Below are 22893 nucleotides of genomic sequence, written 5' to 3' on the forward strand. Positions count from 1 at the left end.
TAATGCCAAAACTGTTCGTTTAGATTCGCCAGCACTCAATGGATTGAGCCTGACCAACCCAATAAGTGATCACAGGCAAAGACCTCGACCTGGATCATGTAATTTACAAGCCAAGTCCTGGACTATGGTAACATCATGTTACCTTCAAGGCGTACTGAAAGAAGTAGGTTTTCTCAACGATGACTACCAAAATGACAAACACAATCACTGAAGCCATGAAACGTATTAACGATGCGCGTCATCATGACCCTTTTGAGGTACTTGGCAAGCATGTAAAAGATGGCGTTTGTCAGATTTGCCTCTTCTTGCCCCATGCTGAACAGGTCCGTTTAGCAGGGACACAGCAGGAAATATCCCGGGTGAAAGGTACAGATTTCTTTTTAGAGTCTCTACCAGCTAACCAGGTTGAAAAGAACTATCTGCTGGAGTGGCAGGATAAATTTGGTCAAACACACCAATCCCATGATCCCTACAGCTTCGAAGCTCAACTACCTGAGTTTGACCTGCACCTCTTTAAAGAAGGGAAGCATCGCCACATCTACCGGGTATTTGGCTCACATCCACATAAAGTCAATGATATCGAAGGGGTTCTTTTCGCAGTATGGGCACCCAATGCAGCCCGGGTCTCTGTGGTTGGAGATTTCAACCAGTGGGATGGTCGCGTACATAGCATGCGATCCAGGGGAGGATCAGGCGTTTGGGAGTTGTTCATCCCAGAACTCGAGCCAGGCAGCTTCTACAAATTTGAAGTACGTACCCAAGAGGGTCATATTTCACTGCGCACAGATCCCTATGGCAATTTCTTCCAGCAACGTCCTGAGACCGCTGCGGTGGTCATCTCTGACGACCAATATGACTGGCAGGATGAAACGTGGATTCAAACACGAGCCACAACCAATTGGCAGCAGCAGCCCATGTCTGTATACGAAATTCACCTTGGCTCCTGGCGTAGAGATGGGCAAGGTAATTTTCTCAATTACAGAGAACTCGCCCATCAACTATGCGACCATGTAAAACCTATCGGTTTTACCCACATTGAGCTGCTCCCAATTACCGAACATCCATTTGATGGTTCCTGGGGTTATCAGACCACCGGCTATTTTGCCCCCACCAGTCGCTTTGGCACACCGGATGATTTTCGCTATTTCGTAGATCATCTGCACAAAAACGGAATTGGCGTTCTGCTTGACTGGGTGCCGGCCCACTTCCCAAAAGATCGACATGCTCTAGCAGAATTTGACGGCACAGCACTCTATGAACACGAAGACCCAAGAAGAGGCGAGCATCGTGACTGGGGCACATTGATTTTCAATTTTGGTCGAAATGAAGTTCGTAATTTTCTTATTTCAAGCGCTATTTACTGGCTTGAAGAGTTTCATATCGATGGCTTGCGCGTCGATGCCGTAGCCTCCATGCTCTACCTGGACTACTCTCGTGAACCAGGGGACTGGTTACCCAACCAGTATGGCGGCAGAGAGAACCTGGAAGCTGTAGATTTCCTTCGTGAACTGAATAGTGTGACCCATGATCTCCATCCTGGCACCATGATGATCGCTGAAGAGTCCACAGCCTGGCCACAGGTCTCCCGACCCACTTGGCTGGGAGGATTGGGATTCAGCATGAAGTGGAATATGGGCTGGATGCACGACACCCTCTCCTACATGTCACAGGACCCGATATACCGCCATTACCACCATGACTTGTTGACCTTTGGTCTACTCTACGCATTTACAGAGAATTTCGTGTTGCCCTTTTCTCATGACGAAGTAGTGCATGGTAAGGGGTCGATGATTGACAAGATGCCTGGAGATGACTGGCAAAGGTTTGCCAATCTTCGTCTGCTCTATACCTATATGTTTACCTATCCTGGCAAAAAACTACTTTTCATGGGTAGTGAATTTGCACAGGGGCGTGAATGGAATGACGATGAATCACTTGACTGGCATCTGCAGGAACTCCCTCAGCACGGAGGTATCAGTACTTTACTGACTGACCTTCACAAGCTCTACAAAGAGATCCCATCACTGCACCAGGTTGAGTTCGAATTTTCCGGATTCGAATGGATCGATTGTCATGACAGTTCTCAATCCATTCTCAGTTATATCCGTAAAGATCGAGATGGCAATGAAATACTTGTCGTGCTCAACTTTACACCAGTCCCCAGGGATGATTATCGAATTGGTGTCAATCAAGCAGGAGAATACAAAGAGATAATGAATTCTGACTCAGAATTCTACGGTGGGACAAACATGGGTAACGGATCAATTCTGGTATCAGGAGATACTCCCTGGATGGGTCGAGATCAATCTATCACCCTGACCCTACCCCCTTTGGGCGCCATTATTTTGAAACGAATGCCATAACAGCAACAGTAATCCCTTGAACATCAGGGGATTACACAGCATTCTAATCTACATGGTTAACCCTGGGTGTCGTTAAGGCTATATTCTGGTTATTAACCCGGCACCTTATTAACCAAGAACCAAGCTCAGGGCTTCTTCAGCCGATGGCGATGAAAGTAGTTGATCAACCCATTGGTTGAGCTGTCATGGGTCAATTCGTTTTGCTCTTCCATTAACTCGGGCAAAATCACTCCAGCCAGCTGTTTCCCCAGCTCAACGCCCCATTGGTCGAATGAGTTGACGTGCCAGATCATGCCCTGAACAAAAATCTTATGCTCATAAAGCGCGATTAATGATCCCAAACGTGAGGGTGTAATCTTGTCGATCAGCAGAGTATTACTGGGGCGATTCCCAGGAAATATCTTATGCGGCAACAGGTCGACAATCTTCTCAGCCTCCATACCGGCCTGTTCCAATTCCTGCCGAGCCTCAGCTCGGGTCTTCCCCTTCATCAGGGCTTCAGTCTGGGCGAGACAGTTGGCAAACAGCTTTTGGTGATGGTCACTTGATTCATTTTGACTGTTTACCGGAATAATGAAATCACAGGGGATAACCTGAGTTCCCTGATGGATAAGCTGGTAGAAGGCGTGTTGCCCATCAGTTCCCGCTGCGCCCCAGATGACAGGCCCTGTTGCATACTCCACAGGCCTCCCCAGGCGGGTAACCCGCTTACCATTGCTCTCCATATCGGCCTGTTGAAGATAATCAGGTAGATATCTCAGAAATTGATCATAGGGTAGTATCGCTTGGCTGCGAAAGTCAGCGAAGTTGACATACCAAACCCCTAACAGGGCCATGATAACCGGCATGTTTTGGGAGAGATCAGCATGCAGAAAGTGCTGATCCATCTCATGTGCACCCTCTAAAAGCTCATAGAATTGCTTCATTCCAATCGCCAGGGCAATGGGTAGTCCAATTGCTGACCAGAGGGAATATCTACCCCCAACCCAATCCCAGAACTCGAACATATTTTCTGTATCTATACCAAATTCAGAAACCGCTTCAGCATTGGTTGAGACAGCAACGAAATGGCGTGCTACAGCAACCGGATCCTTGACCCTGTCGAGTAACCACTGCTTGGCAGTCAGCGCATTGGTCAAGGTCTCTTGGGTGGTAAATGTCTTGGATGCAACAACAAACAGCGTCGTCTCTGGATTCAAAGTTTTGAGGGTATCGAGAATGTGGCTGGCATCGACATTCGAGACAAAATGAACCCGTAAGTCGGGGCTTTGATACGACTTCAATGCCTCACATACCATTAAGGGCCCGAGATTCGAGCCACCAATGCCAATATTCACCACATCGGTTATGGCTTGACCTGTGTATCCTTTCCAGGAACCGGAGCGCACTGATTCAGTAAAACCTGCCATCTTCTCCAGTATGGCGTTTACGCTGGGCATCACATCTTCGGCATCGAACCAGATTGGATGGTTACTACGATTTCTGAGTGCGACATGAAGAACTGCTCTGTCTTCTGTGATGTTGATCCGCTCACCAGAAAACATACGTCTGCGCCAACCATCCAGATCCACCGAATTGGCCAGTCCCAGCAACAGGTTCATGGTCTGCTTGGTAATCCGGTTCTTGGAATAATCGAGCAGGATTCCGCACTGTCTGATCGACATCTGCTCAGAGCGCTCAGGTGTCTGTTGAAACTGGTCGCGCATCTGAACTGCTTCCATCTCCTTCCAGTGCGCTTGCAGAGCCTGCCACTCGTCCGTTTGATCTATCTCTATCATGTTCGTTATTTTCTTATCGTCTTATTGGGGTCGATGATACTCACTGAATTTGCGGGATAGTAAGAATATACTCGCTACAGATCAAGGAAGAGCCGGCAAAATCACCAACGACGGCTCACTTTGCTGGCTTAGTCCCGCATACTAACCCGGAATGACAACTGGATATACTGTTGAAGCTGATAACTGATTAATCTCGGGTAAATGCTCTGGTTTCATCACTCAACCCTTCCCATCATGACACTTTAATTTTAAGGCTCCCTTACCAACAGATAAAATCTGTGTTGGTAATGAATACCCAATACATGGCATCGTAATAACCAGGCGACCAAATAGTTTACTCTCAGCCGAAGCGTGCCGACTTAAATTTGGCCTTATTCGGCTGCCAAGGAGATAATATGGTTGCGAAATGAATTGAAAAAGTGATTACATTGCACTTTTAAGCAGTAAAATTTTTGGATAACGAAGAATAATGAAAATCCTCTATGCCAGCAGCGAAGTGGTACCTCTGATCAAGACTGGTGGTCTGGCAGATGTAGCCGGTAGCCTGCCTGCAGCGCTTAACCATATTGGCATGGACTGTCGCCTGATTGTACCCGGCTATCCAGAGGTAATTGAAAAAGCGGATGGTATTAATAAGGTTGCAGATTTAAAGCTGGGAGATGACCAGGCCAGCCTGCTTTATGGTCGTTGTGGCTTGCATCAGGTTCCAATCTATATTGTCGACGCCCCCCACTGGTTTAATCGTCAGGGCAATCCATACCTCACCCCGGAAGGTTACAGCTGGCCTGACAATGCTGATCGATTCTCACTTTTTTGTCGCGTTGCCGCTGCTGTGGCTCTAGACAATGCCAAACTCGATTGGAAGCCTGATCTGGTTCATGCCAATGATTGGCAGACGGGGTTGATCGCACCACTGCTGACTCCACATGCAAACAGACCAGCCACACTGTTTACAATCCATAACCTGGCTTACCAGGGTCTATTTGATAAAGCCACCTTCCTGCGATTGGGTCTGGACGACTCTCTATGGACCCATCACGCACTTGAGTTCCACGATCAACTCTCTTTCATCAAAGGGGGCATCGCTCTATCTGACCGGGTTAATACAGTCAGCCCTACCTACGCTGAAGAGATTAAAACTGCAGAATTCGGCTATGGATTGGAGGGATTATTACAGCACAGGGAGAGTCATTTCAGCGGCATTCTCAATGGCATCGATTACCACGAATGGGATCCACAGTCCGACCCCCACATCGATACGACCTATTCAATCGACAGTTTTCTAAGAAAACAGAGAAATAAACTGGCACTGCAGAGTGAGTTCGGCCTGCCGGAAGACGAACATATTCCACTCTTTGGCTATATTGGTCGTCTGGTCGATCAGAAGGGCGTCGACCTAATCCTGCAGATATTGCCAGGAATAATGGATTCAGGTGCTCAGTTGGTCATGTTGGGCTCAGGTGATAAGGGACTACAAACTGCACTTGAGAAGATCAGCAATCGCTATCACAGTCGTGTTGGAGTGACCATTGGCTACAATGAAGGCCTCTCTCATCGTATTGAGGCAGGATGCGACGCTTTCTTGATGCCATCCCGCTTCGAACCCTGCGGGTTAAACCAGATGTACAGCCTGAGATACGGTACAGTACCTATAGTACGGCGCACTGGAGGACTGGCCGACAGTGTGATCAACGTGACACAAACTACACTGGCAACTGGCACTGCCACTGGTTTTGTATTTGATAATGCTGACGCTAGCAGCCTTTGGGGGGCCTTTGAGAATGCAATCGACTTCTATCGCCGCTCAGGCAGTGACTGGGACATTTTAGCTATGAACGGGATGGAACAGGATTTGAGCTGGGAAGCCAGTGCGCAACACTATCTTGACCTCTACCGTACAGCAATAGATGACCCTGGACTCTAACTCCCCCGTCAGTAACCAGCAAAATGGTCTATAGGCCGAATGGCACTTACTTAAGCCGTTTTGGTGGGGCAGGGGCCCCCCCGACCCTTACAATTCCGGGGTTTGGGGGGGCCCCGCCCCCACCAAAATAGCTTGGTTACCTCAGAAAATTCTCGTTCTACGTAACAAATCCCCTTAAGTAAGTGCCATCGTCTATAGGCCTACTTACAGCGCTATTACGCAGCCTGGATAGGAATAGAGTCACCTGTGCGAATAACTTTGTTCTCCTCGTTCAAATAGACGAGGTCAGGCTTGAATCCCTGCATCTGCTCTTCATCCAGTCCGGCATAGGCACAAATAATAATGCGATCACCTGGCTCAGCCTTATGTGCTGCAGCACCGTTTACCGAAATCACACGGGAACCCGACTCAGCCAGAATGGCATAAGTGGTAAAGCGCTCACCATTGGTCACGTTATAGATTTGAATCTGCTCATATTCATGAATACCGGCCAGCTTCATAAGCTCGGCGTCAATGGCACAGGAGCCTTCATAATCCACCTCGGAGTGGGTGACACATGCCCTGTGTAGCTTGCACTTGAGTACTGTCAGCTGCATGGATTCATGACCTTAAATTGATGAAAATTACTATCTTGCCTGCCTAAACGGGCCATAGATCCCTAGTTTAGACTGAAATTTACAGTTAATTATCCGTGAAAACGTCTCAGCTATCAATCAAAAAATGCTGCTATGCAGCAATTGGCCGATGCGAGTCAAATATCGTCTCTTTATTATTTCCAATTTTACCATTTATCAATATGGTTGCAGTTACTCGTTTTTCAAGCTAGATCCCAGAATCCGAGCTTAAACAAGTTAACCAAAACGATCTAATTTTTACTATAAAAACATAATGTTACTAGTTATTTTGCGATTTTATCACAATCCAGCATTTACTCAGAGATGAGATTATCTATCAACCTTGTTTTACCCAGATATGCTGCAGCCAGTACAACCAGTCGTGAGTCATCTTGACTGGGATGTGCCAACCGGTCAGCGCTGCGAATGGCATAATAATCGGGTCTGAATCCAGCGGAGAGCAGCATTTCCTGCGCCTCGGTTTCGAGTTGCTTAAAATCACGCTCACCATTCGAAAGCGCATGAGCTGTTTGCTGTAACGTCTCAAATAACTTAGGCGCCGACGCCCGCTCTTGAGCTGTCAGGTATCCATTACGCGAACTTTTCGCCAATCCATCCTCTTCCCTGACCGTTTTCAATCCTACAATTTCCACAGGCATAGCGAGATCAGCCACCATCTGGCGAATTACCATCAGTTGTTGGAAATCTTTTTCACCAAAAAGAGCAACATCTGGCTGCACCATATTGAAAAGTTTGCATACCACTGTCGCCACGCCAACAAAATGGCCAGGACGGCTAGCCCCACAAAGGATATCGGAGATGCCTGGCACTTCTACCCGAGTCTGCTCCTCTTTTCCCGCCGGATAGATTGTTTCTGCTGTCGGAGCAAACAGAAGATCGACACCCGCTTCTGATAATTTCTGTCGGTCTGCCTCCAGGGTGCGGGGGTAGTCTTCAAAATCTTCACCAGCACCAAACTGCATAGGGTTGACAAAAATACTGACAACAATGCGTTGTGACCACTTCTTCGCCTCCCTCACAAGGGCCAGGTGGCCTTCATGCAGATTACCCATAGTCGGCACAAAACCGATCTTCTCCCCGCTGTTTCGCCATACGCGAACCCTATCGCGAAGGGTTTTAATTTCGGAAAGAGTTAAAACATCGTCATTCATGTAAAACTATGCTCTTTGGATGGAAAGCTACCCTGTTTGACTGCAGTTGCATAGGCCCTGATCGCCTCTTCGATATCTCTTCCAGAGTGGAGGAAGTTCTCAACGAACTTTGGAGGTTGAGGGTTGATTCCCAACATGTCATACAGCACCAATACCTGTCCATCGCAATCCACTCCGGCACCGATACCGATAACCGGCACAGCCAATGTCTGACTGATCCTAGCTGCCAGCTTGTCAGGCACACACTCCAGCACCAACAGATCAATACCGGCCTTCTGCAGAGCCATGGCATCATCCAGAATTCGCTCTGCCTCCTGCTCTCCGCGTCCTTGAACACGATAACCACCAAGTTTATGTACAGATTGAGGCAGTAGTCCCAAATGACCACAGACAGGAATACCTTGGCTGGAGAGCTGATTGATTGTCTCTAAATGGACAGCGCCCCCCTCCAGTTTAACCATCTGAGCCCCCCCCTCTTTCATCAACAGACCTGCTGACTCCAGCGCCAATTCGGGGGAGCGGTAGCTCATGAACGGCATGTCTGCGATCAGCAGAGCACTTTGCCTGGCGCGTGCCACATTACGTGTATGGTATATCATCTCTTCGAGGGTCACGGGCAAAGTGCTCTCCTGACCTTGAATCACCATACCCAGAGAGTCACCCACTAGAATTACCTCAATGCCAGCTGACTCAATAAGCCGGGTAAAACTGGCATCATAGCTGGTGAGTGTGCAGATCTTCTCACCCTTTGATTTCATATCCAGTAAGCTTCTGATTGTAATATTTTTTCTACTCATTTTGTTTTACTCGTTCAGAGAGATAGCGTTGGATTCAGGTAGCGTCTGTCAGCGCCCTCGCTACTGATGTGACGAACCAGTAAATCAAAATCCTTCTGCCTCTCCAAGGGATTGATTTCCGCCGCATTGATTATCAATAAAGGGGATTGGTCATAATAGTAGAAAAAGTCTGTATAGGCATCGCAGAGTCGCTTCAGGTAGTCCGCATCTATGGTTTTCTCCTGAGGTCTGGCGCGTTTTTTTATCCTTTTCATCAGGGTATCCACCGGTGCCTGCAAATAGACCACCAAATCAGGTGGTGGCGCTTGCAGAGTCAGGTGCTGATAGACCTGTTCATAGAGTGCCAACTCATCCCTGTCCAGATTGATCTGTGCAAACAAACGATCCTTCTCAAGCATAAAATCTGCAATCAGGCGTTGCCGAAACATATCGTTCTGAACAAGCCCATTCCATTGGCGGCTGCGCTGAAACAGGAAAAAAAGTTGAGCCGGCAGTGCTGCTTCACGAGGGTTTTCGTAAAAACGCTGTAGAAATGGGTTCTCTTCTGCCCCTTCCAAAAGCGTTTCACTCTGGAAATGTTCAGCCAGACGACGAACCAGACTGGTCTTACCCACGCCAATTGGCCCCTCCACAACAAGAAATTGAGGCATCTCAGGTGAGTCGCTCAACTTCTCCCTCCCCTTCTTCAATTTTAATGTCCTGGAGTGTGCCCACACCGGGTATATAGAGATCTTCTGGTGCGATCTCCTTAAGTGGCAAGAGGACAAAACTACGCCTGGCAATTTCTGGATGAGGCACTTTCAAGCGGGGTGTTTTGATAACCTGGTCGCCGTATAAAAGTAGATCCAGGTCGAGACTGCGAGGGCCCCATCTTTCCCCTCTGATTCTATGATGACTCTGTTCCAATGCCTGTAGAGCATCCAATAGGATTTCAGCCTCTAAAGTGGTTGATAACCGGGCGACCGCATTGATGAAGTCGGGTTGATCCTGTGGACCAACCGGTTGACTGCGATAGAGGGATGAGTGGCCATCCAGATGAGCGCCATCCAGCCTGGCAAGTTCTGCAAGCGCATGTTCTACCTGTCTTCTTGGGAGATCCAGATTGCTACCCAAGCCAATATAAGCAACCACCATTTAGCAACTACTCATCGATAGTTTGTGGCTTTTTACGACGTCTTCTTCGCCGCTTACCTCGGCCTCTGTTTCCCTGTTCTGTCATAGAGAGCTTTTGCTGACTGTTTGCATCCTGATAGAGAGTCCACCAGTCAGACAACTCTCGTTCAACCTCTCCAGACTCTGCACGCAACAACAGAAAGTCATATGCGGCTCTGAATTTTGGATGGGTCATCAAGCGTTGAGGACGATTACCCTGACGCTGCGTAAAGCGAACCTGAAGTTGCCAGATATCGCGCATTGGATAGCTGAAACGTTTAGGAATCGAGACATGCTGTGACTGTTCAGAAAGTACATCAGAAGCAGCATTCTGTAGCGCCTCCACAGGATGTGCCCCTTGTGCCTGAAATCTTTCAGCCCTAAGCCTGACCGGCTCCCACAACAACACGGCAAAAAGAAATGCCGGTGTGACAGATTTGTTCTGCCTTAATCGCTCATCGGTATTCGCCATACCTCGACTGACGAAGGTGATCGGAAACTCGTGGTCTTCGTGGGACAGAGCCTCTTCAGTAGCTGGGAAAAGCTGTCCAAACAACTCGTAGTGTCTTAACTTTTCAAAACTTTCCAGGGCAGCACCACCCAGAAACAGCTTCAAAACCTCTTCATAGAGCCTCGAAGAGGGGACATCCTTGAGTAGTGGTGCGAGTTTGATAATCGGCGCTTCGGTTTGTGGTTCAATCACAAATCCAAGCTTGGCAGCGAACCTGATCACTCTCAATAGTCTTACAGGATCCTCCCGATAGCGACTCTCCACATCGCCCAACAGCCTGATAATCCCTTGCTGAAGATCTGACATGCCGTTTGCGAAATCGACGACAGAGAAGTTATCCACACTGTAGTAAAGCGCATTAATGGTCAAATCACGCCTTTGCGCATCCTCTTCCAGTGTGCCATAGACGTTATCCCGCAATATCCTGCCATTTTCCATACGACGGTCTCCACCATCGTCGGAGTCTTTGAGGTTACTGCGAAATGTGGCGACTTCTATGATTTCCCTTCCAAAATGGACATGAGCCAGACGAAAACGCCGGCCGATCAAGCGGCAGTTACTGAAGACCTCCTTAACCTCTTCCGGCAAAGCATTAGTCGCCACATCGAAATCTTTCGGCTCCCGGCCAAGTAGCAGATCCCGAACGCCACCACCGACAAGATAGGCCTCATAACCGGATTTACTCAGACGATAAAGTACCTTAACCGCATTTTTACTGATATTTGCGCGGGAAATATTATGCTCATCTCTGGGTATCAATAACACTGACGCAGGATCACCATTATCCAGCCCAGAGGTTTGGGCTGAGCCATTAACCAATCTGGAAAAGGTCTTTTTTAGCCAATTGGCAGCATGTTTCAAGGGTCGATTCACCAAAGATATTTTCGCCAGGTCATTGAGCCTGGCAACCAAGTCAGTATAATACCGCCTTTCGTAAGAAGCTGCTCCCTTCGTCTAGTGGTTAGGACGCTGGCCTCTCACGCCGGTAACAGGGGTTCGAGTCCCCTAGGGAGTACCAATCCAAAAAGGCCGCAACAGTGCGGCCTTTTTGATATTAATCCATTTTACAGCTTTTCTGCTAGATCCTTGATATAGCTCTTAAAACCTTCGCCCAACTCCTCATGGGCCAATCCTAATTCGACTGTCGCTTCGAGATAACCAAGCTTGCTGCCGCAATCATAGCGCTTCCCTTTCACCCGATAAGCTCTGACTTTTTCATATTTAATCAACTCAGCGATCGCATCAGTCAGCTGAATCTCACCGCCGGCACCACGACCAGTCTCTTTGATCAGTGAGAAAATTCGTGGCGTTAGAATATAACGCCCTACCACCCCCAGATTGGATGGCGCATCTTCCGGCTTTGGTTTTTCAACGATAGAGGTGATAGTAGCGGTCTCTCCATCATCATCCTCTACCTCTACGATGCCATATTTACCGGTCTCTTCAAAAGGCACCTCTTCAACCAGGATGACACTGCATTGATAGCGTTCGTAGATCTCTGCCATCTGCTCGATAGCGCCGATGCCGTCATCCCCTTGAATAAGGTCGTCAGCAAGAATAACTGCAAAGGGTTCGTCAGCAACCACCTGTTCTGCGCAGAGCACAGCATGCCCCAGTCCCAACGCCTCTGATTGGCGCAAATAGATACAGCTGACATCGGGCGGTAAGACATTCTGAACCTTTTCCAGCAATGCCGTTTTACCCGCCTCTTTGAGTTCACTTTCCAACTCATAGGCCTTATCGAAGTGGTCAGGAATTGAGCGCTTGTTTCGTCCAGTCACAAAAACCAGCGAGGTAACCCCTGCCTCTTCAGCTTCCTCTGCTGCATATTGAATCAAAGGTTTGTCCACAATCGGCAGCATCTCTTTTGGATTTGCCTTCGTTGCCGGCAGAAAGCGTGTCCCCAATCCAGCAACAGGGAATACCGCTTTACGAATCTTTTTAACCATTACAACTCCTGTATTTTCTAACTGTTTCAACTGAACATAAGAATATGGATGCACAAGACTATGGGGCCAGATTTAGACTGTCAATGGATGTTTCTGAGATGACACCCGATTATCTGCATCAGCTCTACTCTCTATAGGCTCTGCGCAACCTCTGCATTAATTGATTTCAGTGCTTGAATCGGATCTTCTGCCGCTGTGATTGGACGCCCCACGACCAGATAGCTTGAACCTGCACCAATCGCCTCAGCGGGGGTCATCACACGTCGCTGATCATCTTTAGCCGCACTGCTGGGGCGAACCCCTGGTGTAACCAGCAGAAAATCCTGGTTTAAATGACGACGTAGCTCACTCGCTTCTCTTGGCGAACAGACAACGCCGTCAAGCCCTGCTTCATCGGTCAGTTTTGCCAATCGCACAACATGCTCAGCAGCTTCACCAGTAAAACCAATTTCGTGGATATCCTCTGCGCCAAGACTGGTCAGAATGGTTACTGCAACCAGTAAAGGTCTGTTGGAACGGCTCTCCAGGCGTTCTCTGGCAGCCACCATCATTCTTCGTCCTCCAGATGCATGCAGATTCATCATCCATATCCCCAAATCAGCAGCGGCATCGCATGCTGCAGCTACCGTATTTGGGATATCATGAAATTTTAGATCCAGGAAAATATCATATCCCTTTTTTCTCAGCTGCTCGACAAATGGAGGGCCCAATCGGGTAAACATCTCTTTGCCTACCTTAAGCCTGCAAAGTGATGGATCGAGGCGTTCAACCAGATCCAAGGCCTGTTGCTGTTGCGGAAAATCTAGCGCGACAATGACCCTAGAGCCTGTTTCATTCATGGTTAATACTCCTTAACCAGGGTTAGTATTCTGTTGAGTAGCCGGGCAGCATCAACCTTTGATGTTTCTACCCAAACATTGAAGTGGCTTAATCGCGCCCCAGGTCTTACAACTGGGGCAGTGCCAGTGAATTTTTTTCGCAGTGAAACCGCAGTGTTCGCACTGATACGCAGGCACTTGGTCAAGCAGTTTAGAGACGGAACTCAATAACACATCCAATGTCTCCCTTGGACTCTCTTCACTACGCTGCAGACTCAGTCTGACCAGACGCTCCAAACCCTTCAGATCAGGGGTCTCGGCCAAATGGTCGAGGACAGCCTCAACGGCTGCATCTTCCCCATCCGTATCTGCAATCATATCTGTAAGAATCAACATCGCTTCAGTACAGTGGTGCCGCTGATAAAGCTGTTGCAGGTAGTCATACATCTCCTGCTGCTGGCTCAGTTTCCTATAGCACTCAACCAGGCGCGGCAGGGTATCGGAAAGATAGGCTGGATCACTCCCTTCGACCTGTCTCAACAATCGAATGACCGAGCGACAATCACCCCTGGAATATTCTATCTCAGCCTGAAGCATTAATACTCTGACATTGCTGCGCTTCATCTGCTGGGCACGTTTGAGATAGCCCTCTGCCGCAGCCATGTTCTGCTGACGCAACTGTTGTTCAGCCAGTTCGCAGTAGAAATGGGCAATCGAGTTTGGTAATGCCGGATAGTGAGAGACTGTTATTTTTTCAGCTACTTCAAGGCAACGTTTCCAATCCTTCTCTTGCTGGTAGATCTCCAGCAGGAAGACATTTGCCTGCTCATTGTAGAGCTTCAGCTCAGTCAATTCGATGAATAGGTTTTCCGCCCGATCAAATAGACCGGCACGCATATAATCCTGTCCCAGTTCGAGCAGGGCCTGGGCTCGCTGTTCTCTGCTCAGACTTGGTCGTGCAATGAGATTCTGGTGAATTCGTATTGCCCGCTCAACCTCTCCTCTGCGCCGAAAAAGGTTACCCAGGGCTAAATGTGTCTCTACTGTGTCGCTATCAACGTCAAGCAGCTTTATGAAAAGATCGATAGCCTTGTCTGGCTGCTCATTCAACAGATAGTTGAGGCCCTTGAAGTAGACAGGCGATATCTCCGCTGGCTTCTTCTGACTTTTAACTGCCATACCACGCCTTGCAGCATACCACCCAGAGGCGGCCGCAACCGGCAGTAGTAGTAACAGCACCTCATACATCAACAGCTCCCTGATGTTCAAATCCCGCTCGATCAGCAGTCAGAAACAGGTGTCGATTGAAGATGCCTGAGGCTGAGATTAGTAAAGTCAGTTCCATGAACACTACACAGGTTACTCTTTCAATGGCAATGCACGGAGATTATTCACCTCTTTGCTTACCATCTCACTACGCCGTTTGAGGCTCTGTATTTCACGTTTAAGCCCGACGATCCGCCCCATACTGGAGATGAGGCCCAATATCACTCCAGCCCCAAGCACCAGGGTCAACACCAGAGAGAGAGGAAGATCCCGGCTGCCAAAATAGTAATTCACAGGCACAGAATCTGAATTGAGCACGGCAAATACAGCACCGAACATCATAATAAAAATCACTATAAATAGTTTTATGAATCGCATCTGCCATTCCGCATATCTATCACTTTACCCATTTTCGCTTAATGTGCAGGATATTTCATCCAAACAAATTAAATTTTGACAACAGTTTATGTTTTAAGAAGCACCAAGGGTACCTTGGTTAGTAATATTAACCAGGCAATTATGGCAAGATTCCTTTGATCCAGCACCTAAATAGGTCATTTTCATGACCCTCTAAATAGCTTTCATTAAGCGTAATGAATAAACAAATGGTAAAAATGGGCTGCTGCAGGGAGTTTTTCTAAATATGGGCCTCAGAATGAGGCCCTTGAACTGTAGTGATATACTAACCAGGCCATAGATATTAATAGACTCAGGGCTACAGCGGCGTTTTGATGCCTTGCCGTGAGCAAACACTCGACGGCTGAGTGTATTAATATCTATGGCCTGGTTAGTAAGATCAATTCAAGCGTAAGTATCCAACAAACCATTGCCTGATTGAATCCGTGTGGAATTCGAATCAGATGACCAGCCTTCCATTGAACTCTCACTGTCAATCCCAACACCACTAGCTTGAGCCTCCGCACTACCATCACGGCCCGGCTCACCAGTCTGATGCTGACCTACATCCACGTTTGCCAAGTTCAGATTTATCTCACCGAACATCTCACGCAAACGGGGTATTGAAGACTCCAAAGCTTCACGTGTTGGTGCCTGTGCAGCGATGAATGTGACATTGGTTTGATCATTATGTACCGAAATTCTGATCTCCAACGGGCCAAGATTGGGGGGGGTTAGCTTTATCTCAGCCTGCTGTACATTCTGGCTGACCATCCACTGGACACGTTCACCAACAGCCTGGTCCCAACCTGGTTGCCCCACAGGGGTATTCAGCGGTAATGCAATGGCGGGTCGACTGACAGCTGAAGAAGAGGCTGATTGAGATAATGCATTGAGGGAAAATGGAGATACTGAATCACTCCCTCGGGAGACTTCTGGCGAAGCTCTATCGCTACTCTCAGCAGAAATCAGGGGGAGCAGATCAACAGGTTTTTCAGTGTTGATATAATTAACTAAATTGGCGAATTTTGGTGCCGCAACTTCTGTTTGGACCTTCTGAGTAAGTGTTGCTGAGACAGGCGCTGGTAATTCAGTTGCCTGTATTGTCAATAGAGGTTGTTCACTGATTTGCGGCAATGGCTTGCCGTCTGCCTGCTGTGGCAGCGGCAACAACTTGCCATCCTGAGTGAGCATAGGCATAGGCATAGGCATAGGCAGCGGCTGGTTTTCCACATCGACCGGCATCTGCATAGCAAACAGTTGCACCCCCCCTTCACTATCCTGAGGGGTGAGCAGTTCCTGTAATGCTCGATCGAAGGGAATACCGATAACCATACCCTCTGCAGAGAGGCTGAATAGCTCTGACTCGCTTTCACTGGTTATTGCAGTAGATGAATTTCCACCAGTCATTTGGGGCATAAGAGGTATTTGTGCCATGGCGTTACCTGTCAGTGTGGTCTCCTGTCGACAGATAACAAGCAGATTCCGGGCCAAGATCAGTGAATAAAATCCTCCGGGCCTGCACGGCGCCAATCAGCCTGAGTTAACAGCCAATCGTCATCCTGTTGTATAAATTTGAGCTCGAGGCGTATCAGGTCACCCCGCCACGCTGCCAAGGAGGGGGCGTTCTCTTGAGGAGAGCCGGCCAAACCGGCAAACAGCAGCACTTTAGCTTTATCCTCGTCTACTATTTCGAGATTTTCGATTTTGGTTAACATAAAAATCGATTTATGACGTAAAAAATAGCCGGCCAGCATTGCCCTCAACTGCCGAAGCTCAAATCCATTCTGATCCTGATAGCCTGCATCAATAAATGCCATGGATGCAGATAAATCCCGAGCTTTGATAGATGTCTCAGCTTCGCTGATTGTCTGGCGGAGTTGTGCTTCGGGAGAGACTGCACTATCGCTGCAACCCAAGATAACCAGGGCAATCAAAGCAATGGCAGAGTATCTGTATGTAGCACTCATGAAATCTGTTATCGCCATATTGAGCTGTGGGTAAAAATTCAAGGATTTGGTTTACCGCAAACTTAATACATCCTGCATATCAAAAAGCCCATTTGGCTTGCTGCTGATCCATTTGCAAGCACGGACGGCCCCGCCGGCAAAATTCATTCGACTCGAGGCCTTGTGGGCGATCTCCACCCGTTCTCCTTCCATTGCAAACCAGACGCTATGCTCACCAACAACATCACCGGCACGAATGGTTTCAAATCCTATCGTTTTCCTATCCCGTGCTCCTGTATTGCCCTCACGACCATATACAGCACAGCTTTGTAGATCCCGCCCAAGGGTTTCAGCAATTACCTCACCCATGCGCAAAGCTGTACCTGATGGGGCATCGACTTTATGACGATGGTGAGCTTCGATAATCTCTATATCCGCTTCATCACCCATAACCTTAGAAGCCAGCTGCAACAGTTTAAAGCAGAGATTGACACCCACACTCATATTCGGAGCGAATACTATGCCAATCTCATCAGATGCCTCTTGCAGCACCTTTTTATCATCATCACTTAGACCGGTTGTTCCGATAACCATACGTTTTCCTGCCTGGCGACAGATCTGTAGATGGTTCAGCGTTGCTGCGGGGGATGTAAAGTCGATAACCACATCAAAATTGTCCAAGACTTCATCCAAGCTAGATGAGATGGCCAAATCGAGTCTGCTGAGTCCCGCCAGTTCTCCAGCATCCCGGCCAACCAGACCTGACTCAGATCGCTCAGTGGCAGCCCCCAGAGTTAAGCCCTCAGCTTCATGAACCGCCTGAACCAGGGTTCTCCCCATCCGGCCTCCGGCACCAACCACTGCAATTCTTGTCATCTGCTTACCCCTCGTCCGGAGCCGTTATCCGTTTTTTATATTAAAAATCCCACTGAAAGAGGGTTCTGAAGAGTAAAAAACCTTAGAAACCCATGTTCTCGAAGAATTTCTTCACCCCATCTACCCAACTCGTGGAATGGGGGCTGTGTTTCCCCCCACCATGTTTCATAGTTTCATCGAATCGCTTCAACAGCTCTTCCTGTTCGGTCGTAAGTTTCACTGGTGTTTCAACCAGCACACGACACATTAAATCTCCAACAGGCCCACCACGTACTGGTTTGACACCTTTCCCTCGCATACGAAACAGGCGTCCTGTTTGAGTACCGGCTGGAATTTTCAGAATGACTTTTCCATCCAAAGTCGGCACTTCCAGTTCACCACCGAGGGCTGCGATCACGAAACTGATTGGAACTTCGCAGAACAGATGGTTATCTTCCCGACTGAAGATGGTGTGCGGCTTGACTGCCACCTGCACGTAGAGATCTCCCGGCGGGCCACCGCTCTCACCAGCCTCGCCCTCTCCCGCCAGACGAATGCGATCACCTGAATCCACACCAGGTGGTACTTTTACTGAGAGGGTCTTCTGTTCTTGAATGCGACCTTCACCGTGACATTTAGGGCAGGGATTATCGATCATCGTCCCCTTGCCATGACAGCGGGGACAAGTTTGCTGAACTGAGAAAAATCCCTGCTGCATTCTGACCTGACCATGCCCTGCACAGGTTTCACAGGTCTTGGGTGAACTGCCTTTCTTGGCTCCGCTGCCATCACAGGTATCGCACTTCACCAGGGTTGGGACACGGATTTTGACCGTCGTTCCCGCTACTGCATCCTCCAGGGAGAGCTGCAGGTTATAGCGTAGATCGGCACCACGGTGAACCCGGGAGCCACCGCCCCCACGTGCACCACCAAAAATATCACCGAATACATCACCGAAGATATCCGAGAAACTGGCATCACCACCACTGAAACCACCACCCATAGTCTGATCCACGCCAGCGTGTCCAAACTGATCATAGGCAGCACGCTTCTGCGCATCTGACAATATTTCGTAGGCCTCCTTGGCCTCTTTGAAGCTCTTTTCAGTCTTTTCTGAAGCATCACCGGTATTTCGATCAGGATGATATTTCATAGCCAATCGGCGATAGGCCTTTTTGATATCGGCCTCACTGGCGTTCTTGTTAACGCCTAAAACTTCGTAATAATCTTTTTTCGCCATGGTAGGTTCTATCTAAATAACATCTATATTCAATGAAATAGTGATCGCATGAATTCTGATTCAACTGCGATCTCACCCTTTTTTCATGCTGATCCGTATAACGCCAAAAACCGCACACCGGACAAGCCGGCGTACGGTCTGCTGGCAACAGTGACAGACTAGTTTTTGTTGTCTTTAACCTCTTCGAACTCGGCATCGACCACATCATCATCAGTAGCACTCGCGGTGTTCTCCGCTTCCGCCTCTGGGGCAACACCTTCACCGGCATCGGCACCCTTTTGAGCATACAAACGCTCGGCCATTTTGCCTGAAGCTTCCGCTAATACTTTGGTTTTTTCTTCGATAACCTCTTTGTCATCGCTACTCATCACCGCTTCAAGATCCTTGATAGCACTTTCGATAGACTCTTTTTCGCCGGCTTCGAGTTTATCCTCGCCCAACTCTTCCATCGACTTCTTAGTGGCATGGATCATCGAATCCGCCTGATTGCGTACGCCCACCAACTCCTGGAACTTGCGATCTTCGTCGGCATGGGCCTCGGCATCATTTACCATACGGTCAATCTCATCATCACTCAGCCCGGATGAGGCCTTGATCACGATCGACTGTTCCTTGCCTGTTGCCTTGTCTTTGGCAGAAACGTTAAGGATACCATTGGCATCGATGTCGAAACTGACCTCAATTTGAGGTACGCCACGAGGAGCCGGCGGAATATCGCTAAGGTCAAAGCGACCCAGGGATTTATTCGCAGCTGCCTGGTCACGTTCACCCTGCAGTACATGGACGGTCACCGCAGTCTGACTATCATCAGCTGTGGAGAAAACCTGTGAAGCACTGGTTGGAATAGTGGTGTTTTTCTCGATCAGCTTGGTCATCACGCCACCCAGGGTCTCGATACCCAGGGAGAGCGGGGTAACATCAAGCAACAGGACATCCTTGACTTCACCACCCAGAACACCGCCCTGAATAGCAGCACCAATCGCCACGGCTTCGTCAGGATTCACATCCTTGCGCGGATCCTTACCAAAGAACTCTTTCACCGCATCCTGTACTTTAGGCATACGGCTCTGCCCACCGACCAGAATAATCTCATCGATCTTCGATGCAGAGATACCCGCATCTTTCATCGCCAGCTTACAAGGCTCGATGGTACGACTTACCAGATCGTCAACCAGCGACTCCAACTTGGCGCGGGTCAGTTTCAGGTTGAGATGTTTAGGACCACTTGCATCTGCTGTTATGTAAGGCAGATTGATATCGGTCTGCTGGCTGGAAGAGAGTTCGATCTTAGCCTTCTCAGCACCCTCTTTCAGACGCTGCAGAGCCAAGGGGTCATTACGCAGATCAAAACCCTGCTCTTTTTTGAACTCCTCAACCAGGTGATCGATGATACGCAGATCGAAATCCTCACCACCCAGGAAAGTATCACCGTTGGTAGAGAGCACCTCAAACTGATGCTCACCATCAATTTCGGCGATTTCGATAATCGAGATATCAAATGTACCACCACCCAGGTCGTACACTGCCAGGGTCTGGTCACCACGTTTTTTATCCATACCGTATGCCAACGCAGCAGCAGTAGGCTCATTGATAATACGCTTTACGTCCAGACCGGCGATGCGTCCCGCATCTTTGGTGGCCTGGCGCTGGGAATCGTTAAAGTATGCAGGAACTGTGATGACCGCCTCTGAAACGGTCTCACCAAGATAATCCTCAGCAGTTTTCTTCATCTTCTGCAGAATCTTTGCAGCAATCTCCGGTGGCGCCATCTTCTTACCATTGACCTCGACCCAGGCATCGCCATTGTCTGCGCCAACGATTTTGTAAGGCACCATGTCAGCATCCCGCTGCACCACATCATCTTTAAACATGCGGCCAATCAGACGCTTGATAGCAAATAGAGTATTTTGGGGATTGGTGACAGCCTGGCGTTTGGCGGATTGGCCAACCAGGATCTCGCCATCATTAGCGTAGGCGATAATTGATGGTGTAGTACGATCACCTTCACTGTTTTCAATCACTTTGGTGGAACTACCCTCCATAACCGCCACACAGGAATTGGTGGTTCCCAGGTCGATACCGATGATCTTGCCCATGATGATTAACTCTCCGAATTCTTTACTAAATAATAAAATTTCTTACTGACTGTCCCTAATGTGGGGTCATGTCGCCGGCTTTCAAGCCTGTTCGTCTATTGATGTGCTGGATGAGGCCTTGGAAACCATCACCATCGCAGGTCTCAACAATCGTCCATTCAGCAGATAACCCTTCTGCACTACGGCAACCACAGTATTGGGCTCCACATCATCACGTTCCTGCATCGACATCGCCTGGTGGAACTCAGGATTAAAGACCGCTCCCTCAGGGTTGACCTGTTCGATCCCGTGACGGTTCATCACATCCACCAGTAACTTCAGGGTCAGCTCAGTACCTTCACGAATTGTATTCACATCGGCGCTCTCATCCAGAGCTGCCTGATTGCCTAATTCCAGGCTATCCCAGACCTGCAGCATGTCCTGCGAGATCTTGTCCAAGGCGTATTTGTGGGCATTTTCGAGATCCCGCTGAGTTCTTTTGCGTATATTGTCGACTTCAGCACGGGTGCGCATCAACTGATCCCAGTGGTCATCAGCTTTTGCCCTAGCATCTTCCAGCAACTTCATCAGCTCACCATGATCCTGACCGGACACAGAAGCCTCTTCAATCACCTCATTTTCAGCAGCATCCTCAGCCTGAGAAGCCTGGGGTTCATCCACACTTTCTGCTGAATCTTGCGGTTGATCCTTATCTATCACTTGGTTTGACCTCAACTATAAAAATAGAACGTATAACACCCCGCTATATCGGGTTATTCTCTGACAAATTGGGATGATTAATTTTTTTTCAAGGCTGCACTAAGAATTTTTGCCGTAATATCGACTACAGGAATAACCCGCTCATAGTTCATACGGGTTGGTCCGATAACCCCCAACATTCCAACCATCTCTTCATTCACCTGATATGGGGCAGTTACCACTGAGCAGCCGTTGAGCAACTGATAACCTGACTCTTCCCCGATGAAGATCTGCACCCCATCCGCATTCTGAAATTGATCCAAAAGATGCAGAATCTCATGCTTTTCTGTAAATGCATCAAACAGTTTACGCAGCTGATCCAATCCGGATAGCTCTGCAAACTCCATCAGATTGGTCTGTCCGGCAATCATACAGTCCTCTTCAGACTCACTGGCATTGACCACTTCTCCTGCCATTTTCAGCGCCTGAGTCATCATCTGATCAAAATGATCCCGAGCCTCGTTCAGATCCTGCAAGAGGGTATGGCGCACCAGGTCCATATCACGCCCGGCAAAAGAATTTGTCAGGAAATTGGCTGCCTGTTCCAGTTCCACTCGCTCAAAATCCCGGTGGGTATGAAGTATGCGATTGTGTACCTCTCCAGCATCTGTCACCAGAATCCCCAAAACCCGGTGATCAGACAGGGGCAGGAACTCAATTTGACGGAAAGTGGTCTTTTCCCGTCTTGGCAGGGTCACCACACCTGCCATATGAGTGACGCCTGAAAGAAGACGTGAGGCTGAGGCCAGTAGTGCTTTGTTCTCTTCCCCACCCATAATCAGCTCAGAACGTATCTTCTCCACCTCACTCTTTCTCAAATCCTGTATGGTAAGCAGGGAGTCTATGAACATCCGGTAGCCGGTAATTGTAGGAATACGACCAGCAGATGTGTGGGGTGAAGAGACCAGCCCCAGATCCTCCAGGTCAGCCAAGACATTACGCACGGTCGCTGGACTGAGATCCAGACCAGTGTCTTTCGCCAAGGTGCGGGAACCTATAGGCTGACCTTCTTTGATATATCGTTCAATCAACGCTTTGAGAAAATGCTGCGCGCGCTCACTGACCGCGGTTTCATTGACCGATTTTTTCTCTGACAAGGGAGTCTCCGGGTGATTATTAGCACTCATTCCGGTCGAGTGCCAACTAATCAAAAAATTAGCAATTCAAATCGATATAGTCAAGCCTTCTACTACATTGAATGTCCTACTTGGATTGACCTTGACAGCATGCTAACGTTGAGTAATGGTGCATTTTAAGCACTCCTTCAATGACATA

20 protein-coding genes and 1 tRNA gene are annotated in these 22893 nt (G+C 48.6%); 3 read left to right on the forward strand and 18 right to left on the reverse strand.

Features of this window, described 5'->3' with window-relative positions; genetic code table 11:
• The first annotated feature begins 191 nt into the window (after positions 1-191).
• On the forward strand, positions 192-2363 hold the full coding sequence (glgB, locus tag AC4IFB_RS05790) for a 1,4-alpha-glucan branching protein GlgB (RefSeq protein WP_490777482.1): 2172 nt from the start codon (positions 192-194) through the stop codon (positions 2361-2363).
• A gap of 125 nt (positions 2364-2488) precedes the next feature.
• On the opposite strand, the gene pgi is transcribed toward glgB, so the two are convergent.
• Positions 2489-4141 carry a glucose-6-phosphate isomerase gene (gene pgi, locus AC4IFB_RS05795; RefSeq protein WP_490777481.1) on the reverse strand — a complete coding sequence of 551 codons (1653 nt, stop codon included), beginning with the start codon at positions 4139-4141 and terminating at the stop codon, positions 2489-2491.
• Between the two features lie 469 nt (positions 4142-4610).
• On the opposite strand from pgi, the gene glgA reads away from it, so the two are divergent.
• Positions 4611-6065: a glycogen synthase GlgA gene (gene glgA / locus AC4IFB_RS05800; RefSeq protein WP_490779645.1), complete on the forward strand. Its 1455-nt coding sequence runs from the start codon at positions 4611-4613 to the stop codon at positions 6063-6065.
• Positions 6066-6280: 215 nt separating this feature from the next.
• Here the strand turns inward: glgA and panD are convergent, their stop codons facing one another.
• From panD to pcnB, 6 genes are all read right to left on the reverse strand, one after another.
• A complete protein-coding gene (gene panD / locus AC4IFB_RS05805) occupies positions 6281-6661 on the reverse strand; it encodes an aspartate 1-decarboxylase (RefSeq protein WP_490778278.1) in 381 nt (126 codons plus the stop codon).
• A 332-nt stretch (positions 6662-6993) separates the two neighbouring features.
• Positions 6994-7851: a pantoate--beta-alanine ligase gene (panC, locus tag AC4IFB_RS05810; protein WP_490779646.1), complete on the reverse strand. Its 858-nt coding sequence runs from the start codon at positions 7849-7851 to the stop codon at positions 6994-6996.
• Entirely contained in the window at positions 7848-8648 is an 801-nt protein-coding gene (gene panB / locus AC4IFB_RS05815; protein WP_490778276.1) for a 3-methyl-2-oxobutanoate hydroxymethyltransferase, read from the reverse strand. The genes panC and panB overlap by 4 nt, the downstream gene beginning before the upstream one ends.
• A gap of 14 nt (positions 8649-8662) precedes the next feature.
• Positions 8663-9316, reverse strand: a complete 654-nt coding sequence (locus tag AC4IFB_RS05820) for a deoxynucleoside kinase (RefSeq protein WP_490778275.1) — start codon at positions 9314-9316, stop codon at positions 8663-8665.
• On the reverse strand, positions 9300-9782 hold the full coding sequence (folK, locus tag AC4IFB_RS05825; RefSeq protein WP_490779647.1) for a 2-amino-4-hydroxy-6-hydroxymethyldihydropteridine diphosphokinase: 483 nt from the start codon (positions 9780-9782) through the stop codon (positions 9300-9302). The genes AC4IFB_RS05820 and folK overlap by 17 nt, the downstream gene beginning before the upstream one ends.
• A 7-nt stretch (positions 9783-9789) precedes the next feature.
• Positions 9790-11100, reverse strand: coding sequence for a polynucleotide adenylyltransferase PcnB (pcnB, locus tag AC4IFB_RS05830; protein ID WP_490778279.1), 1311 nt, complete (start codon positions 11098-11100; stop codon positions 9790-9792).
• 154 nt (positions 11101-11254) lie between these two features.
• On the opposite strand from pcnB, the gene AC4IFB_RS05835 reads away from it, so the two are divergent.
• A tRNA-Glu gene (locus tag AC4IFB_RS05835) sits at positions 11255-11329 on the forward strand.
• Positions 11330-11375: 46 nt separating this feature from the next.
• Here the strand turns inward: AC4IFB_RS05835 and galU are convergent.
• The 11 genes from galU to hrcA all read right to left on the reverse strand — a co-directional run bounded on the left by galU (position 11376) and on the right by hrcA (position 22715).
• Positions 11376-12260 carry a UTP--glucose-1-phosphate uridylyltransferase GalU gene (galU, locus tag AC4IFB_RS05840; RefSeq protein WP_490778273.1) on the reverse strand — a complete coding sequence of 295 codons (885 nt, stop codon included), beginning with the start codon at positions 12258-12260 and terminating at the stop codon, positions 11376-11378.
• A 131-nt stretch (positions 12261-12391) separates the two neighbouring features.
• On the reverse strand, positions 12392-13099 hold the full coding sequence (pyrF, locus tag AC4IFB_RS05845) for an orotidine-5'-phosphate decarboxylase (RefSeq protein WP_490779648.1): 708 nt from the start codon (positions 13097-13099) through the stop codon (positions 12392-12394).
• Positions 13100-13150: 51 nt separating this feature from the next.
• On the reverse strand, positions 13151-14326 hold the full coding sequence (gene lapB, locus AC4IFB_RS05850; RefSeq protein ID WP_490778271.1) for a lipopolysaccharide assembly protein LapB: 1176 nt from the start codon (positions 14324-14326) through the stop codon (positions 13151-13153).
• Positions 14327-14437: 111 nt separating this feature from the next.
• Positions 14438-14722 carry a LapA family protein gene (locus AC4IFB_RS05855; protein ID WP_490778270.1) on the reverse strand — a complete coding sequence of 95 codons (285 nt, stop codon included), beginning with the start codon at positions 14720-14722 and terminating at the stop codon, positions 14438-14440.
• Positions 14723-15145: 423 nt separating this feature from the next.
• On the reverse strand, positions 15146-16177 hold the full coding sequence (locus AC4IFB_RS05860; RefSeq protein WP_490779649.1) for a flagellar hook-length control protein FliK: 1032 nt from the start codon (positions 16175-16177) through the stop codon (positions 15146-15148).
• 59 nt (positions 16178-16236) lie between these two features.
• Positions 16237-16728 (reverse strand): hypothetical protein, encoded by a 492-nt coding sequence (locus tag AC4IFB_RS05865; RefSeq protein WP_490779650.1) that lies wholly within the window; start codon positions 16726-16728, stop codon positions 16237-16239.
• A gap of 33 nt (positions 16729-16761) precedes the next feature.
• Positions 16762-17565, reverse strand: a complete 804-nt coding sequence (gene dapB, locus AC4IFB_RS05870) for a 4-hydroxy-tetrahydrodipicolinate reductase (protein ID WP_490778267.1) — start codon at positions 17563-17565, stop codon at positions 16762-16764.
• Positions 17566-17647: 82 nt separating this feature from the next.
• Positions 17648-18784, reverse strand: a complete 1137-nt coding sequence (gene dnaJ / locus AC4IFB_RS05875) for a molecular chaperone DnaJ (RefSeq protein ID WP_490778266.1) — start codon at positions 18782-18784, stop codon at positions 17648-17650.
• A 158-nt stretch (positions 18785-18942) separates the two neighbouring features.
• Complete coding sequence (dnaK, locus tag AC4IFB_RS05880; RefSeq protein ID WP_490778265.1) at positions 18943-20880, reverse strand: molecular chaperone DnaK; 1938 nt, start codon at positions 20878-20880, stop codon at positions 18943-18945.
• Between the two features lie 81 nt (positions 20881-20961).
• Positions 20962-21579: a nucleotide exchange factor GrpE gene (grpE, locus tag AC4IFB_RS05885; RefSeq protein ID WP_490778264.1), complete on the reverse strand. Its 618-nt coding sequence runs from the start codon at positions 21577-21579 to the stop codon at positions 20962-20964.
• A gap of 77 nt (positions 21580-21656) precedes the next feature.
• Positions 21657-22715 carry a heat-inducible transcriptional repressor HrcA gene (hrcA, locus tag AC4IFB_RS05890; protein WP_490778263.1) on the reverse strand — a complete coding sequence of 353 codons (1059 nt, stop codon included), beginning with the start codon at positions 22713-22715 and terminating at the stop codon, positions 21657-21659.
• Positions 22716-22893: the final 178 nt, after the last annotated feature.

Source organism: Candidatus Thiodiazotropha sp. AKIB8 (assembly GCF_058244675.1).

What these genes read in the sequence shown, in the direction of transcription:
- glgB (WP_490777482.1), top strand. Translation starts at nt 192, where the DNA reads ATGACAAACACAATCACTGAAGCCATGAAACGTATTAACGATGCGCGT.
- pgi (WP_490777481.1), bottom strand. Translation starts at nt 4,141, where the DNA reads ATGATAGAGATAGATCAAACGGACGAGTGGCAGGCTCTGCAAGCGCAC.
- glgA (WP_490779645.1), top strand. Translation starts at nt 4,611, where the DNA reads ATGAAAATCCTCTATGCCAGCAGCGAAGTGGTACCTCTGATCAAGACT.
- panD (WP_490778278.1), bottom strand. Translation starts at nt 6,661, where the DNA reads ATGCAGCTGACAGTACTCAAGTGCAAGCTACACAGGGCATGTGTCACC.
- panC (WP_490779646.1), bottom strand. Translation starts at nt 7,851, where the DNA reads ATGAATGACGATGTTTTAACTCTTTCCGAAATTAAAACCCTTCGCGAT.
- panB (WP_490778276.1), bottom strand. Translation starts at nt 8,648, where the DNA reads ATGAGTAGAAAAAATATTACAATCAGAAGCTTACTGGATATGAAATCA.
- folK (WP_490779647.1), bottom strand. Translation starts at nt 9,782, where the DNA reads ATGGTGGTTGCTTATATTGGCTTGGGTAGCAATCTGGATCTCCCAAGA.
- galU (WP_490778273.1), bottom strand. Translation starts at nt 12,260, where the DNA reads ATGGTTAAAAAGATTCGTAAAGCGGTATTCCCTGTTGCTGGATTGGGG.
- pyrF (WP_490779648.1), bottom strand. Translation starts at nt 13,099, where the DNA reads ATGAATGAAACAGGCTCTAGGGTCATTGTCGCGCTAGATTTTCCGCAA.
- lapB (WP_490778271.1), bottom strand. Translation starts at nt 14,326, where the DNA reads ATGTATGAGGTGCTGTTACTACTACTGCCGGTTGCGGCCGCCTCTGGG.
- AC4IFB_RS05855 (WP_490778270.1), bottom strand. Translation starts at nt 14,722, where the DNA reads ATGCGATTCATAAAACTATTTATAGTGATTTTTATTATGATGTTCGGT.
- AC4IFB_RS05860 (WP_490779649.1), bottom strand. Translation starts at nt 16,177, where the DNA reads ATGGCACAAATACCTCTTATGCCCCAAATGACTGGTGGAAATTCATCT.
- AC4IFB_RS05865 (WP_490779650.1), bottom strand. Translation starts at nt 16,728, where the DNA reads ATGGCGATAACAGATTTCATGAGTGCTACATACAGATACTCTGCCATT.
- dapB (WP_490778267.1), bottom strand. Translation starts at nt 17,565, where the DNA reads ATGACAAGAATTGCAGTGGTTGGTGCCGGAGGCCGGATGGGGAGAACC.
- dnaJ (WP_490778266.1), bottom strand. Translation starts at nt 18,784, where the DNA reads ATGGCGAAAAAAGATTATTACGAAGTTTTAGGCGTTAACAAGAACGCC.
- dnaK (WP_490778265.1), bottom strand. Translation starts at nt 20,880, where the DNA reads ATGGGCAAGATCATCGGTATCGACCTGGGAACCACCAATTCCTGTGTG.